Annotated in this window: 15 protein-coding genes and 1 pseudogene; 6 read left to right on the forward strand and 10 right to left on the reverse strand. The window is 57.6% G+C overall.

Annotated features, from left to right (window positions below; translation table 11 throughout):
• Positions 1–135, forward strand: a pseudogene (locus VJR68_RS13390) (IS5/IS1182 family transposase); the annotation flags it as partial.
• Between the two features lie 369 nt (positions 136–504).
• On the opposite strand, the gene VJR68_RS13395 reads toward VJR68_RS13390, so the two are convergent.
• From VJR68_RS13395 to VJR68_RS13405, 3 genes are all read right to left on the reverse strand, one after another.
• Positions 505–1,023, reverse strand: coding sequence for a Mov34/MPN/PAD-1 family protein (locus VJR68_RS13395; RefSeq protein WP_324148380.1), 519 nt, complete (start codon positions 1,021–1,023; stop codon positions 505–507).
• Positions 1,020–2,714: a ThiF family adenylyltransferase gene (locus VJR68_RS13400; RefSeq protein WP_324148382.1), complete on the reverse strand. Its 1,695-nt coding sequence runs from the start codon at positions 2,712–2,714 to the stop codon at positions 1,020–1,022. The genes VJR68_RS13395 and VJR68_RS13400 overlap by 4 nt, the downstream gene beginning before the upstream one ends.
• Before the next feature lie 67 nt (positions 2,715–2,781).
• Positions 2,782–3,963, reverse strand: coding sequence for a metallohydrolase (locus VJR68_RS13405; protein WP_324148384.1), 1,182 nt, complete (start codon positions 3,961–3,963; stop codon positions 2,782–2,784).
• Positions 3,964–4,465: 502 nt separating this feature from the next.
• Between VJR68_RS13405 and VJR68_RS13410 the strand changes: the two genes are divergently transcribed.
• The gene (locus tag VJR68_RS13410) at positions 4,466–5,107 is read left to right on the forward strand and encodes a DUF6680 family protein (protein ID WP_324148386.1); all 642 of its coding nucleotides are present in this window, start codon (positions 4,466–4,468) and stop codon (positions 5,105–5,107) included.
• Positions 5,108–5,141: 34 nt separating this feature from the next.
• Here VJR68_RS13410 and VJR68_RS13415 read toward each other — a convergent pair whose 3' ends face one another.
• Positions 5,142–5,609 (reverse strand): hypothetical protein, encoded by a 468-nt coding sequence (locus tag VJR68_RS13415; protein ID WP_324148388.1) that lies wholly within the window; start codon positions 5,607–5,609, stop codon positions 5,142–5,144.
• Between the two features lie 307 nt (positions 5,610–5,916).
• Between VJR68_RS13415 and VJR68_RS13420 the strand changes: the two genes are divergently transcribed.
• Positions 5,917–7,248 (forward strand): metal-dependent hydrolase family protein, encoded by a 1,332-nt coding sequence (locus VJR68_RS13420; protein ID WP_324148390.1) that lies wholly within the window; start codon positions 5,917–5,919, stop codon positions 7,246–7,248.
• 61 nt (positions 7,249–7,309) lie between these two features.
• Here the strand turns inward: VJR68_RS13420 and VJR68_RS13425 are convergent, their stop codons facing one another.
• The 5 genes from VJR68_RS13425 to hutU form a co-directional block, all read right to left on the reverse strand.
• Positions 7,310–7,861: a hypothetical protein gene (locus VJR68_RS13425; RefSeq protein ID WP_324148391.1), complete on the reverse strand. Its 552-nt coding sequence runs from the start codon at positions 7,859–7,861 to the stop codon at positions 7,310–7,312.
• Between the two features lie 16 nt (positions 7,862–7,877).
• Entirely contained in the window at positions 7,878–8,825 is a 948-nt protein-coding gene (locus tag VJR68_RS13430) for a hypothetical protein (protein WP_324148393.1), read from the reverse strand.
• A gap of 418 nt (positions 8,826–9,243) precedes the next feature.
• Positions 9,244–9,561, reverse strand: a complete 318-nt coding sequence (locus tag VJR68_RS13435; protein WP_324148395.1) for a helix-turn-helix domain-containing protein — start codon at positions 9,559–9,561, stop codon at positions 9,244–9,246.
• Entirely contained in the window at positions 9,554–9,868 is a 315-nt protein-coding gene (locus tag VJR68_RS13440) for a transcriptional regulator (RefSeq protein ID WP_324148396.1), read from the reverse strand. The genes VJR68_RS13435 and VJR68_RS13440 overlap by 8 nt, the downstream gene beginning before the upstream one ends.
• Before the next feature lie 64 nt (positions 9,869–9,932).
• A complete protein-coding gene (gene hutU, locus VJR68_RS13445) occupies positions 9,933–11,603 on the reverse strand; it encodes a urocanate hydratase (RefSeq protein ID WP_324148398.1) in 1,671 nt (556 codons plus the stop codon).
• A gap of 191 nt (positions 11,604–11,794) precedes the next feature.
• Between hutU and VJR68_RS13450 the strand changes: the two genes are divergently transcribed.
• The 3 genes from VJR68_RS13450 to VJR68_RS13460 all read left to right on the forward strand — a co-directional run bounded on the left by VJR68_RS13450 (position 11,795) and on the right by VJR68_RS13460 (position 14,206).
• On the forward strand, positions 11,795–12,364 hold the full coding sequence (locus VJR68_RS13450; protein WP_324148399.1) for a hypothetical protein: 570 nt from the start codon (positions 11,795–11,797) through the stop codon (positions 12,362–12,364).
• A 283-nt stretch (positions 12,365–12,647) separates the two neighbouring features.
• A complete protein-coding gene (locus VJR68_RS13455; protein WP_324148400.1) occupies positions 12,648–13,658 on the forward strand; it encodes a catalase family peroxidase in 1,011 nt (336 codons plus the stop codon).
• Positions 13,658–14,206, forward strand: coding sequence for a cytochrome b (locus tag VJR68_RS13460; RefSeq protein WP_324148402.1), 549 nt, complete (start codon positions 13,658–13,660; stop codon positions 14,204–14,206). Before VJR68_RS13455 ends, VJR68_RS13460 begins: the two co-directional genes overlap by 1 nt.
• A gap of 73 nt (positions 14,207–14,279) precedes the next feature.
• Here VJR68_RS13460 and VJR68_RS13465 read toward each other — a convergent pair.
• On the reverse strand, positions 14,280–14,685 hold a 406-nt coding region (locus VJR68_RS13465), incomplete at its 5' end, for a hypothetical protein (protein ID WP_414647788.1).

Below are 14,685 nucleotides of genomic sequence, written 5' to 3' on the forward strand. Positions count from 1 at the left end.
CGTCGTAACGAGGTGGAGCGATTGTTCCGACGCTTGAAAGGCTTTCGACGCATCTTTTCCCGGTTCGACAAGCTGGATGTCGTGTTTCTTGGCTTCATCCATTTTGCGCTCATCGTCGATGGGCTCAGATGGTAGTGTTAACACGCCCTAGCATTGCTCTGGGTATTCGACTCAAGAATTAGGAGCCCTGCCTTCAAGAATAAAAAGCTTGCGCCTCCACATATGCAGCTCGCAATTGGGCGCAGGAAATACCAAACGTGCCATTCGGCGTCCCAGCGCTTATGCACACACTTGTTGAGGTAGACCGCGCGGATGCAGTAAAGACTTCCACCAATTGCGGCGACGGCGCAGCATCCCACGGCAATGCGGATCGGCTCGATGGCAGCCGGTAATAGGTGAAGGAATGATGCGACGAGTTCTGCAGTCGCTACTATGATCCAGATTAGCAAGTAAACAATAATCAAGGTCATCATATCCAGAACTCCAAGTGTCGCAGACCTGTTATCAGTGTCCACGCGAGGATTGAGTGCTTTCGTCGAGTTGGATGGCGATCAGCCTATCTGCGCCATCCTTACGATGCAGCGAGACGTGGAGCCCCCACGGAAAATCGGTTTGCCCCACGATCACCATGAAGAAGCCGAGGAGGCTATGTGCGCTCTGACGTACCATGTCGCGCATACTCCACTCATCGCGGCGGGATGGTATCGGGATACGTTGCCGATGGGTATGCCAATCGCCAATGAAATGCAGATCCTGTGCATAACGCTCGCTGATTTCGAATCGCTCGGCGTCCCGATCCGGTTCGTATCCAAAAACCGAGCGACGATCGGTGGGCCGTGGCCCTGTGACATCGATGACCCGGATGACAGTAGGGTCGTTGAGGTCCGCAAATAGCTGTCCGCCCGCTTCCCGCGAGGTCCACTTGAGCTGTTTGTGTGCTTCCAAATGCACCAGCACGTGTGGCGCCAATTCCAGAACAAAGTCATGACCAGGGATACGAAAGCGGAGCGCGGGGGTTGTCATGCCGTTTCCTTGCAGGCGTCGCATTGCTGGCATGCGTCGATGGGGCGGTCGTACTCAAAGGCTCCTTCGAAGCCAGCTGGACGGTGCTTGAGGTGTTCGTCCGACCACTTGCCGCCAGCGGCAGTTAGCTGTTCTGTCGAGGTGGCATATATCCTGTGTCTTGGTGCGCTGACTGACCCGATGAGCACATCTAAACAGAGTTTAGACACCAGTGTCTCGGCTAGCGCCATGTCAATAGGTCCGTAGGGCTGAAACAACGTGCCACACGCCGGTTCCGACTGGATTGCTCCTCTGTTCTGCCAGATCGTTTCCGGCACACGAAGGTTGCCATCCGAACCTAGCACGCAACTCAGTCCAGGTACGTTTCCAGTTAGCACCAACGCATGAGCCGCCGTGCCGCGTTCATCGAGCCAACCGTAGACCACAGGTCGCTCTCCACCTTCACGACGTTGCCATTCAGCGAGCGGCCCCTCAGCTGACCATTCGCCAATGCACGCAACAATCAGATCGAAAGCTTCAAATAGATCGGGATGCTTGTGATAGAACTGTTGCCACGGCACGCCGTGTCCTTCCACCGCATGCATGTGGGAAAAACGATGACGAAGTTCTGTCGCGAGTGCGACGGCTTTATTCTGGCCAGTTTCCGCGACGCCCAGTGCGTGCCGCCCGACGTTGGCAGGGGACAGCTTATCGGGATCAACGAGAGTCAAATGTCCCACGCCTGACTGTGCCAGCCGAACTGCTACCTGCGAACCTAACGACCCGCAACCGAGAAGCAGCACCTTCGCCGCTTGCAGCTTCGGCAGCGCTTGATTTAAACCTCGTCCATGCACCCAAGCCGCGTCAAAGCGAGCAATTTCGGCGCGTCTCACTTCACTTCGGGTTCGCCACAGCGTCATCTTGATGGACGGTCGGTTGCACTGCGACTTCCGAAAGCCATGCGTGTTGGGAGACGTTATCCGTACAGCCATGAGTCCATCACCGCTCGGCGATGTGGCGCCGAGTACGACAATGACGTCGCGCTTGCATGGACACTTATCGAGGACCCGAAGCGTCTCCGGCGATTGGTCCGCTAAGAGCTCGAACAGTTCGGTCGGACGATCCGGAAAAGGTGGAACAGGCGCCTCGCCGAGGTGCCCAAAGACGCCTGCCACAATCGTCGAAGGTTCCGTGCGACCACGATGGGAAAGCCACGTCCGTACCTGGACGGCATCTTCGCCCACTAACGCAAACTGCTGCCCAAACCAAACAGCGATCGATCGAGCAGAATGATTCGAAGGATTTAGCAAGGAATAGACAGGCTTTTCGTTGTCATGAGTGGCGTGGTCCCAATAGGACAAAAACTCTCGACGTAGTTCGCTTTGGACGAAGTTGGCCTGCCGACATTGATCAATGAGCTGAAGCGCCGAGGCGAGCGCTGCGTCTGCCGCCTCCGACACATCGACTATGGGTGAAGATGCAAGAGGCAGGCAAAGCAGTCCGCGTGGCTCAACATGTGGCCATTTGAGAAACATATCCTTGGATGTCAGTGCGACACGAATCGCCGAATACGGGAACCGGCCGTCCACAAGGACATCAAATCGATACGTTTCTCCATCATGCACAAGCGAGATGGCCCATCCTGCCTTGAATACATGCTTGGTATACGCACCAAGCTCAGGACTCAACAGAGTGCGTGGCTTCGCGGTCACGCCTCGAAGCCACTGCCCCAATCGCGCTCTACATACATCAAACTCGCTTCCCGAATCGAGAAGCGACTTAGGCATACCGACCACCGCCCTGTTTGTCGGTCATGCGTGTGCCCGAAGAGCCACCACCGAAGGTGGCTTTTTCAATCCCTCCACGATCGCCACGACGCGGTCCTTTACCATCGATGCTGATGAGCAGGACCTCGTCATCGCATTCCTCATCCGTGCACAGAAACGTGCCCTTTACCGAAGCCGCAATGGCTTCATATTCGCGTTTCGCGCCAATACAAGGCGGGTCGTTCTTGTCGTCTTTGATTTCATTGCAGCTGGCAATCAAGGATGCCCCATCGCGTGCCTGGCTCAGCGCCTGGCGAGCATCCTTCGACACCTCCGCCTTCTCGCGAAGGTCTGACCAACTGTCGTATGACAGCGCATGCCAAGAACAATGATGGGGCACGAGCAGCACGTCATACGATAGGTTTTCCGGCGTGCTCTTATTGCGCGCCCATACGCGCTCCCAGTTTTCGACCTCGGCATCTCCGCAGGTCAAGAAACGGCAGGCGTCCATCACTGTCCCGCCCTTCAGAGTAAAGCGGATGATCGTGCTGGAGTGATTTTTACCAGTGAGCGTTTCGGCCTCTTCTTTGCTAACAAGCCGCGGTCCCAGCAGCAATCCCTTGAAGCCATCATCGAGTTTGCCGCCGATTTTGGTGATTTCGGTGCCAGTCTTCACCAGGATATCGTCGATCCCATCGCTCTTGCCGTTCTTGTCCTCACCGAGCACTTGAATGTGATCGCCATCTTTAATAGATGCCTTGGAGGCAGTGCTCTTATAAAGATTCACGCGGCGCCGTGCTTCGTCCCACCACGCTTGCGCATCGGCACACACCTTTCCATCCACGTCCTTTTTGCGACGAAAGATGATCGGCGACGACCACATCTCGCGAATCAGAATTTTGTCGTCCTTCTTGGACCAATTTCCCGGCGCCCCCAAGTGGAAATGCGTGGTGAGTCCGCGACAATGGTCTTCATCCGGGTGAGAAAGCAGGAAGGCATCCACGTAAAGACGCCCATCCGCATCTCGATCCAAGCGCTCGCGAAGGAGTGCCGCCACATCGATCGTTTCGTCGTCGTTCTCGTCGTCTGCCGCCGTGCGGATGTTGACATCAATCAGGATTTTCCTGCCGCTCTCAAGCGTCATCAACGTCATGTCACCTTTGCCCACGGGAAAGAATTCGATTTTTGCTGTCACGTGAATACCCTATTGTGTGAGTTAACCCAAATTGGCACGCCGGCCTAGTAATCCATGGTGTGATGGGCATCCATGCCGGGAGGGAAACCACGCGAGGGATGGCACCGCCTGCGCCCCGGAGGGTGAAGGTCTGGCACAGCAACTCGACAACGCGAATGTCGGCGGCGGGTCCGCCGGTTCGCTAAAACGTGATATCCGTCTCAGCGAGATGTGAGGGTGGCTGTTGACGATTCAATAACATCATGTTTAGGAATTTTTCTTAGATTCTTTAGCTCCGTCAACTTCGCTCTGCTTCGTCCGGTATACGGGTCGGGCTCATTTAACCCAAAACAATCTCAATGTGAGGCTCGTAGAAAAATGCTTGGCCAAGACGCCCGTATTGTTGAACCATTCCGCCAGTCCAACCGCCATTTGCAGAGCGCCCGGGGGTCACTGGCAATTCTTGTCAGCCAAGCGCCGCGCGTATAGTGGGGTACCCATACAAGGAGCTCAGGGGGAAACTATGAGTGACTGGCTCTGGCCAACCGCCACAGTGGTGGCGACGTTATTTGGCCCAATCTTCGCCGTGCAGGCGCAAAAGGCGATCGAGCGCTCCCAAGAACGCAACCGCCGCAAGTTATGGGTGTTCCAGCAACTCATGGCCACGCGCCGCGCCAGGCTGTCACCCGATCATGTGCAGGCGTTGAACATGATCGACCTCGCGTTCTATGGCCGACGTGACTTTGGAAAGCACCGTGCAACAAAAACCGAAATCGCTGTGACCGATGCATGGCACGAATATCTAGATCACCTGAGCACCAAGGCAGATGACGCTACGTGGATTCCGCGCGGCGATGAGCTGTTCACGAACATTCTTGGCGCCATGGCCAACGACGTGGGTTATTCGTTTGATCGCGTCCAGCTCAAAAAGGGTGCCTATTCCCCGATCGCTCACGGCGAGCAAGAGACTCAGATTCAAAACATGCGACGCTTGCTTAGCGAAATTTTGTCAGGTGCTCGCCCAATCAAAATGCAGGTGACTGACTTTCCGTTTAGTAAGGACGCCACCGACGCTCAGATCAAACTCCAGGGCAAACTGGCAGAGGCCTTTGGCGAGGACGGTACGCTGCATGTCACAGTCGTGGAACCCCACCCACCGGCGTAACAGGGACGCGGCACAGGCGATCCTGGCATGCGACTCAATCGTCTCGTTTAGCCTCACCAACTGCTGCAATATCGGCGAGCTCTTCGGGCATATACATTGCGCGCTCGTTCCATCCGCCGACGAAGTCGCGTATACGCGGATCACCAAAATGACGCCGAGCCCTTTCATAGTTGGGCACATGCAACCGGCGGAACAAGTCAGCGAAATCAGTCAAATTGATTTCCTTGTCCCCGGAAAGGCCATCAGGCACGTACGCCAATGACCCGACTGTAAGGAAACTTAGTAGGGTGGCTATTCCATCAGCTCCGACTAGATCGCTCAAAGCCATCGATGAGCTCAGATCCTTATCATCGCACCGCGATTTATGAATGATCCGAAAGTCTCTGTCAGGCCCATTGCTGTTCCAAATGACATATCCCTCTTGAACGGAAACCTGTTTTCCACAGGTATCGCATCGCCAACTGTCAATTGCAGGATAGTTTTCCTCAACGGCTTTGCTCATAGCCCCTTCCTCTGGCCTGCCAAGCGGCAAATGCTAGCACCACCTTATCGTTTAGGTGGGGCGCTGCGGAGGTCGCTGGCGTCAACATCGGAGTCATAAGGTATTCGGCTGAGGAAAACCAAAGGGCTGCCTAAATAGGCAGCCCTTTGGTCAGTTCGATACAAATACCACTTTGTAATCAACTATTTATTTTTGGGGCATCAGCTACCAAATAGCGCCGCATGTGCAAAAAGCCCTGCTTATCGCCTTCGGGGCGTTCTTGCTATAAAGGCGCGATCCGACCGATAAGACCCCTTGGGGAGCCACCATGTCGAAGCATCGGTTCCATCGCCTTGCCGCGTTGCTCGGCGGCATGCTCATCGCCTGCACCATGGGCGCATCCGCCGATACCATTTCGCCGCCGAAACCCGCTGATCACGCCTGGCTGCTCAAGGCCGACCGCGTCTTCGATGCCCGCAGCGAACAAGCCCATGCGGGCTGGGTGGTACTGGTGCAAGGCGACAAGATCATCGCCGTAGGACCTATATCAGACGTGCACACCCCACCCGGCACGCAAACCCTCGATCTACCCGGCACTACCCTGCTGCCCGGCCTGATCGACGCACACTCACACATCTTCCTGCATCCCTACAACGAAACCTTGTGGAACGATCAGGTGCTGAAGGAAACGCAGTCGTATCGCACCATCGAAGCGGTAAAGCACGTGCACGACACCTTGATGGCCGGCTTCACCGCCTTGCGCGATCTGGGTACGGAAGGTGCGGGCTATGCCGATGTCGATGTGCAACGCGCCATCCATGACGGATTGATTCCCGGGCCGCATATGTTCGTTGCCACGCGCGCCACCATCGCCGCGCACTGCTATGGTCCTGGCCCCGAAGGCTTCCGCACCGACCTCGATCTTCCGCAAGGCGGCATTCCGGTTGCCGGCGTACCGGCCATGATCGACGCCGTGCGCGACCAGGCCGGCCACGGCGCCGACTGGATCAAGATCTACGCCGACTACCACTGCGGCAAGAGCAAAGGCGCCGTGCCCACCTTCAGCGAGGAAGAACTGAAAGCCGGCGTCGACACCGCCCACTCACTGGGCCTGCCCGTCTCCATGCATTCGACCACCGCCGAAGGCATGCGCCGCGCCGTACTCGCCGGCGTCGACACCATCGAACACGGCTACGGCGGCACCCCGGCAGTGTTCGCGCTGATGAAACAGCACAACGTCGCCTATCTGCCCACCCTGGAAGCCGAAGCGGCCTACGCCGAATACTTCCGCAACTGGAAACCCGGCCAGCCACCCGACGCTGGCATGCAAGAAGCCGCCAACGCCTTCAAAAACGCCATGCAGGCCGGCGTCATGATCGGCTGCGGCAGCGACGTGGGTGTATTCACCCACGGCACCAATTACAAGGAACTGGAATGGATGGTGCGCGATGGCATGTCACCGGCACGCGCATTGCTCGCAGCGACGGCGGTGGATGCGAAGATTCTGCGGCAGCAGGATCAGTTCGGGCAGCTCAAGGCGGGGCTGGATGCCGACATTATCGCTGTGCAAGGCGACCCGACGGCTGACATCAGTGCGATCGAGCATGTGCCGTTCGTGATGAAGGGCGGTGTGATCTACAAACAATTTGCCCCGCCATGAAGCTGCGTAGGTTGGGGTGCGAACCTCAACATGCCTCCTTGCACGGTATAGCTGACTGCGTTTATGGCATCCCTGGTGGAACAATTCCATCAGCGGCCGGAGGACTGCCGATATATCTTCCGCACGCCGGATACGTCACTGTGCCATCCTCATGCCTTACATATGGAAGGTACGAAAGCGTTTCGTCCGTATTTTTCTGTACGCAGAACATGCCGGAATACCGTATTCCCGACCAATCGTTGGCTTTATTCAGTTCTCTTAGCGAGAAGTTATAAGTCCTTCCTGCTTTCAGCGGATGCATATCGCCAACTGGCCGGTAGCCATCGATTGCTTGACCAAAGACGACGCACTGTCCGGGCCGAAGTACCAGCGGTTTAACACCCGGCACCCACTCTATGCCCCATTGGGAAGAAAATTCACTCTGCCCGTGGGAGTCTTCCCATACGCCAGTAAATTTCAAGGCCATGCTTTTGGCGTCACTTACGGGGATGCAGGCTGCGGGGAGATGGTCGATTTGCCGAATAATGAGGGGAAGAGGAGCGGTAGACATGCCGTGCGCCCGGCCAGCACAAAGGATCACGGTTGCCGCAACCAAAAAAGCATGAATTTTCATGAGTACCGATGACTTCCTATCGCGGCAAAAGGGTCTTGTCCCGGGGATTTGCGAGAAGCGGTGCCATGACACGCTGCAAAAGATCTGAGGACATGCTTTGGTTGTAAGCCGCAAAGGGATGTTTATACACGCAAATCATGTAGTAATCAGAAATAATATTGCCTTGCTGCTCCATATTGAAGTCGCTGAGGTGGCTATCTGATGTAAGTTGATACATGTAAGCAGAGCGCCCACGACTTGTCACGGTCAACCCGTGCGTCTTTACTCCATAGCCCATCTGATGCTGCCAAACATGCGTCATTTCATGCATGAAGAGCGCCCGCGAGGTATCCGATTCGGAAAAATCGGGCTTATAGATGTCTTTCGGAAAATACATTTGCCCATTCGGAGTCACGGCCGTATTCCTATCCTGCATGCCCATGAACAACCACCATCCATGGCTGTGGATAAGGATAGTTTTGTAATTGAGCCCATCACCAAACACTGTCCGGGCCATGGCTAATTCACCACTAGCCAGTCCCCGCTTGCTCGGGGCGGGTAGTTTCACGGTATCCACCGAGGTACCGGCGCCGCAGCGACGAGTGGAAAGCTTGTCAGCTTGTAGCGGAATATCCACACGCTCGTGGACGATATCCCATCCGCAACATTCTTGCTGTGTGCGGCGCAGCGATGGCGCTAATGCAATAGATCGAAATGCCACGGGGAGGCTGGTCTCAATTCGCCGCGTGCGTCCCCGATCGTCGGTGCTTCCGGCATGTCGAAGGCCGCCATCCAGCGTCACGATATATTCCAGATGTGCGCCAGGCTCACGATTAGGACCGATAAGTTGCAACTGTGCATCGCAACGCCGCAGGGAGGTGTCGGAAGAGATTCCGGAAGCGCTGCTCGGGCGGCACTCCGGACAGGTTGGGTCATAGCATCGTTGCATGCGCTTCCAGCTTCTTGGGCTGACAAGTTGGTCCATTTATGTAGCATGCAAGGTGTTTTGTTGCGAGTGGTGATGTCGCACTTGCAACGAAAGCTTTCTCCGATTGATTGGGCTTAGGAAGGAAGTGAAGTAGCAGGCAACAGTCAGTCAAAAGTCCACTACGGCCATCACTTGCACGGACACAAAACCCATACTCATCCGTAATCTTGCTTTTATTGCGACATCTCTACTTGCCACTGGAAATGCCGCAGCGGAAACGCATTCCGCCAAGTGCAGTGCAGCGCAGCGCAAGCCGAAGCTGCGGATGCTGCCCTGGATACGCTCAATAGCTGGGCATTTCGCACAAAGTGTGCACAGTGCGACGCTGGCGGCATTGACGAAGGCAGCAGCGGAGGCAGCTAACGCCTCCTGATGACCTTGCTTGTTGCCCTGGCTGAAACCAGGGCAACGCACACTAAGCTGCAGCAAGTACTTTGCGAACTGTTCTCGGAGCGGCAACAGTAACTTTCAACAGAGCCTTAGCTGCGCCACTCGGCTCTCGCCTGCCCTGCTCCCAATCTTGCAAGGTGCGCACTGATACGCCAAGCATCTCCGCAAAATCGGCCTGGGAAAGTCCCAGCTTGAGCCGGGCCTCAGTAGCCTGGCTTACCTCAACACGTATGATGCGCCCGGTTCTACCGGCTTTAATATCGCGCACAGCCTGCAGCAGCTCGCTACCAAGATCACGCTGGCGCTCTCGTGCTGCCAACTTCGCTTCGCCTTTTTTAGTCATGGACGATAGTCTCCTTCAATGCCTTGAGGACATGTCCTGGAATATTTTCCTGCATGTTCTTTCCATATATCGTCAACAACCAAATGCATCCATCACGTAACTTCAAGTAATAGATGACTCGAATGCCACCACGCTTACATTTGCCTGGTGTATGCCACCGCAGCTTGCGGCAGCCTCCCGAACCCGGAATGAGATCACCCGCTTCCGGCCAACGTGATAACGCCGCCTGCAACGCGCTGTAGCTTTCGTCATCCAGATACTCATATACCCACCGCTCAAAGAGCGGCGATTCGATAAATTCGAACACAGTGGACTCCCTTCCATACACTACTCTACGGCATTGCCGTTTATACGGCAATGCCGTACAAAAACTACACCATCGGCAACTTCAGACCCTGCTCCTTCGCACACTGAATGGCAATGTCATAACCCGCATCCGCATGCCGCATCACCCCGGTACCCGGATCGTTCCACAGCACGCGCGCAATGCGCTTGTCGGCCGCTTCGGTGCCATCGCACACGATCACCACGCCGCTGTGCTGGCTGTAGCCCATGCCCACGCCGCCGCCATGATGGAAGCTCACCCACGTTGCGCCACCCGCGGTGTTGAGCAACGCATTCAACAGCGGCCAGTCGGACACGGCATCGCTGCCATCTTTCATCGCTTCGGTTTCGCGGTTGGGGCTGGCGACGGAGCCCGAATCGAGGTGATCGCGGCCGATCACGATGGGCGCTTTCAGCTCACCCTTGCGCACCATTTCGTTGAACGCCAAGCCGAGCTTGTGACGTTGCCCTAACCCTACCCAGCAGATGCGCGCAGGCAAGCCCTGGAAGCTGATGCGCTGCTCCGCCATGTCCAGCCAGTTGTGCAGGTGCGGATCATCGGGAATCAACTCCTTCACCTTGGCATCGGTTTTCATGATGTCTTCCGGATCGCCGGACAATGCGACCCAGCGGAACGGCCCCACGCCGCGACAGAACAGCGGACGCACGAAGGCCGGCACGAAGCCGGGGAAATCGAAGGCGTTGGTGCAGCCTTCGTCTTTCGCCATCTGGCGGATGTTGTTGCCATAGTCGAAAGTCGGAATGCCTTGCGCATGGAACGCCAGCATGGCTTCCACGTGATTCTTCATGGATTTCTTGGCGGCATCGCGCGTGCCGTTCGGATCGCTCTTGCGGCGTTCGAACCACTGTTCCACCGTCCAGCCCTGCGGCAGGTAGCCGTTGATGGGATCGTGCGCGCTGGTCTGGTCGGTGACGGCATCTGGTTTGGCCCCGCGGCGTACGAGTTCGGGCAGTACATCGGCGGCGTTGCCGAGCAAAGCGATGGATTTGGCTTCACCGGCCTTGGTGTATGTCTCGATGCGGGCGAGTGCGTCGTCCAGATCGGTGGCTTGCTCGTCGACGTAACGCGTCTTCAGGCGGAAATCGATGCGGCTTTGCTGGCATTCGATATTCAAGCTGCACGCGCCGGCCAGCGATGCCGCCAACGGTTGCGCGCCGCCCATGCCGCCAAGGCCCGCAGTGAGAATCCACTTGCCCTTGAGGCTGCCGTTGTAATGCTGGCGACCCATTTCCACGAAGGTTTCGTAGGTGCCTTGCACGATGCCTTGCGAACCGATGTAGATCCACGAGCCGGCCGTCATCTGGCCGTACATCATCAGGCCCTTCTTATCCAATTCGTTGAAGTGCTCCCAGTTCGACCAAGCCGGCACCAGATTGGAATTGGCGATCAGCACGCGCGGCGCATCGGGATGGGTGGGAAACACGCCGACCGGCTTGCCGGATTGCACCAGCAGGGTTTCGTTGTCGTTGAGGTCGCGCAGCGCGCGCAGGATGGCGTCGAAGCATTCCCAGTTGCGCGCGGCGCGCCCGATGCCGCCGTAGACCACCAGTTCCGCGGGGTTTTCGGCCACGGCCGGGTCCAGGTTGTTCTGGATCATGCGGTACGGGGCTTCGGTGAGCCAGCTCTTGCAGGTGAGCGCGGTGCCGTGCGGAGCGCGAATGGTGCGGGTGGTATCGATACGGGTGGGGGCGTTCATCGGGAAATGTCCTGCGACTGCCTAGGGAAAGCCGCCATTATGGGCGCCGTGTTTGGAGGGCGCCAACTGCGCTGCGGCAAAAAACTCTGGCGGCGCGCACTCAGCCGCAACGCCAATTGACAGGCTTTTCACAGGCGCCCAGACTCGCCAGCGGAATCCGGATGGCCTGTTCAACCGAAGCGGGAGGCCTTATGAGTGCAACACGCTCGCTGTACCGGTCCGCCCCTGTCGCCGCTGCCCTGCTCATGGCCATGAGCGCGGGATGGGCTGCCGACACGCATACCCCGTCTGATGCCCAACTGATCGCCAGTGCGATGCGTGCAGCGCCACCGGGCGTTGCCAAGGGTGCCACCATCGTTGCCATGAATGCCGACGGCACGATGCGCACACTGCGCCAAGGTACCAACGGCTACACCTGCATGCCGGACAATCCGGCCACGCCCGGACCCGATCCGATGTGCATGGACAAGAACGCGCTGGAGTGGGCGCAAGCCTGGATGGCGCACAAGCCGCCCCCGGCCGGCAAGATCGGCGTGATGTACATGCTCGAAGGCGGTACGGATGCCAGCAACACCGATCCTTACGCGCAGAAACCGTTGCCGACCAATCATTGGATCAAGACCGGTCCGCATTTCATGATCGTGGGCGCCGATGCCAGTTTTTACGACGGGTATCCGAAGAACGCCGATCCCGATACATCCGCGCCCTACGTCATGTGGGCAGGTACGCCCTATCAGCATTTGATGGCCCCGGTGAAATAACCGGTATTCTGAAAACTGTTGGCCCGGCAGTTCGATAGTGATGTACGCGACGCATGTGTCGCGTACCTGCAAACAAGCACTAGCTGCCTGTGGGGAGAGCGCGCATACCAAAAAACATGTAACCCATGGCATTTCATCGGCGAAGGTACCCGACGCGAGTGGAAGGATCGATCACACCCTTCCGTTATCCACGATCTCTTATCAGCCAGGACACGATTCCATGCATGCGCCACCTCCTCTTTCCAGTCGCGGTGTTGTTTTACGCTTCGGGCTTATCGCTCTCGTGCTGCTCATCATTGTGGTGGCTTTCGGCTATGTCGGCGGCTGGTTTACGCCGCAACGACTGACGGCACAGCGGCTGGTGAATCAGCTGCAGGCCAATGCCGGGGTTTTTCCTGGCTATCGTCGCAACCACGCCAAGGGCGTATGCGTGGCCGGCTATTTCGACAGCAACGGCCAGGCGAAAACGTATTCGGTGGCGCAGGTGTTCGGGCTGGGTCGAACGCCAGTGATCGGGCGTTTCGCGGTTCCGGTCGGCAACCCTTATGCACCGGACAGCGCGATACCCATCCGCAGTTTGGCCTTGCGCTTTACGCAGGCGAACGGCCAGCAATGGCGCACGGGCATGAACAGCATGCCGGTGTTCCCGGTCGCCACACCGCAGGCGTTTTACCAGCTGTTGCAAGCACAGCAGCCTGATCCCTCCACCGGCAAGCCCAGCCCTGCAAAGCTCGGGGCCTTCTTTGCGGCGCATCCGGAAACCGCTGCGTTTGGCGCATGGGTGAAAACGGCCGCACCTTCCGCCAGCTATGCAACCAATACCTATTGGAGCTTGAATGCTTTTGAGTTCGTCGATGCGAAAGGCGAAAAGCACGCCGTGCGCTGGCGCGTGGTGCCGGAAGCACACGACGCTACAACCGGCGGCGCTGATGCAAATTATCTGGATGCCGACCTCGCACAGCGGCTGGCGCAAGGGCCACAACGCTGGCATCTGATGGTGACGCTCGCCAATCCCGGCGATCCCACCAACGATGCAAGCAAGGAGTGGCCATCCGACCGGCGCGACGTGGATGCTGGCACGCTGGTGCTTACCAGCACTACACCGCAGGAAAGCGGTGAATGTCGTGACATCAACTACGACCCCACCGTATTGCCGCACGGCATCGAGATTTCCGACGACCCGCTGCTGCCAGCGCGATCGGCTGCCTACGCCACGTCGTATCTGCGCCGCACCAGCGAGGAAGCGCATCTACCCGGCACCGCCGCAGCCACCACCAAGCCGGAGGCCAAGTAATGACGCGCTCACCTTCTCAGTTCGTATTTGCCGCCCGCGTGCTGCATTGGCTGATGGCGATCATGATCGTGTCGATGTTGTTTATCGGCGTTGGCCTAGTGGCTTCGGTATCCGAACGGCACGCATGGTTGTTGGCGATCCACAAACCGCTCGGCATCGCGATCCTGGTGCTTGCGGTCATTCGACTGATCGTACGGCTGCGCAATCCGCCACCGCCCTTGCCTGCCGATCTGCCAGCCGTGCAGAAGTTGGCCGCGTATGCCTCGCATTATCTGTTGTACGCGTTGATGATCGCGATGCCCTTGGTGGGCTGGGCCATGCTTTCGGCAGGCGGTTACCCGGTGATGCTCAGCCCTTCATTGCGCTTGCCGCCGATTTTTCCGGCCAATGCCGCGGCGTTTGCGGTGTTGAGATATGCGCATGCGTGGCTGGCAGCGTTGTTGTTTTTGACCTTTCTCGCGCATCTCGGTGCGGCGTTGTATCACGGCTTGATTCGCAGGGATGGGGTGTTGTCGAGCATGACGGGCATTCGGCATGAGGCGGAGTGAGTGAGGATGCCAAGTAGGCTGGGATGAAATCCCAGCTTGCGTGGACCTCCGATGCTGGGATTTTCATCCCCGCCTACACAAGGCCGTCATTCCCGCGAAAGCGCACTGCTGTCCGGGGAAAAATCGTTCCATTCGCCGTTACGCTTGATGGATCGTCGTCCCGGCGAAGCCGGGACCCAGCGACTTGCATTTCGCCCAAGACACTGGGCCCCTGCTTTCGCCGGCGCGGCACTTCCTTGACCGTATCGCCCGGCAACAACCGCAGGTGCTCCGCGCTGGCCGTACCCTGGCCAGAAATGGCGAGGCCATATAACAGGCGGGTGGCGATGCTGGGCACAGCCAGTTCAATTGCACGGTGCACCTGCTGCTGATTGTCGCGAACAGGGAGTCGACCCGTGCTGATGAAATCCAGCTTTCCGCGCGGACCATACACCGTAAGGTAAAGCGTTGCGCCCTTCTCGGCACCCTGGGTGCTCAGG

The sequence above is a fragment of the Dyella sp. genome, assembly GCF_035277725.1.
Classification (GTDB): Bacteria; Pseudomonadota; Gammaproteobacteria; order Xanthomonadales; family Rhodanobacteraceae; genus Dyella_B.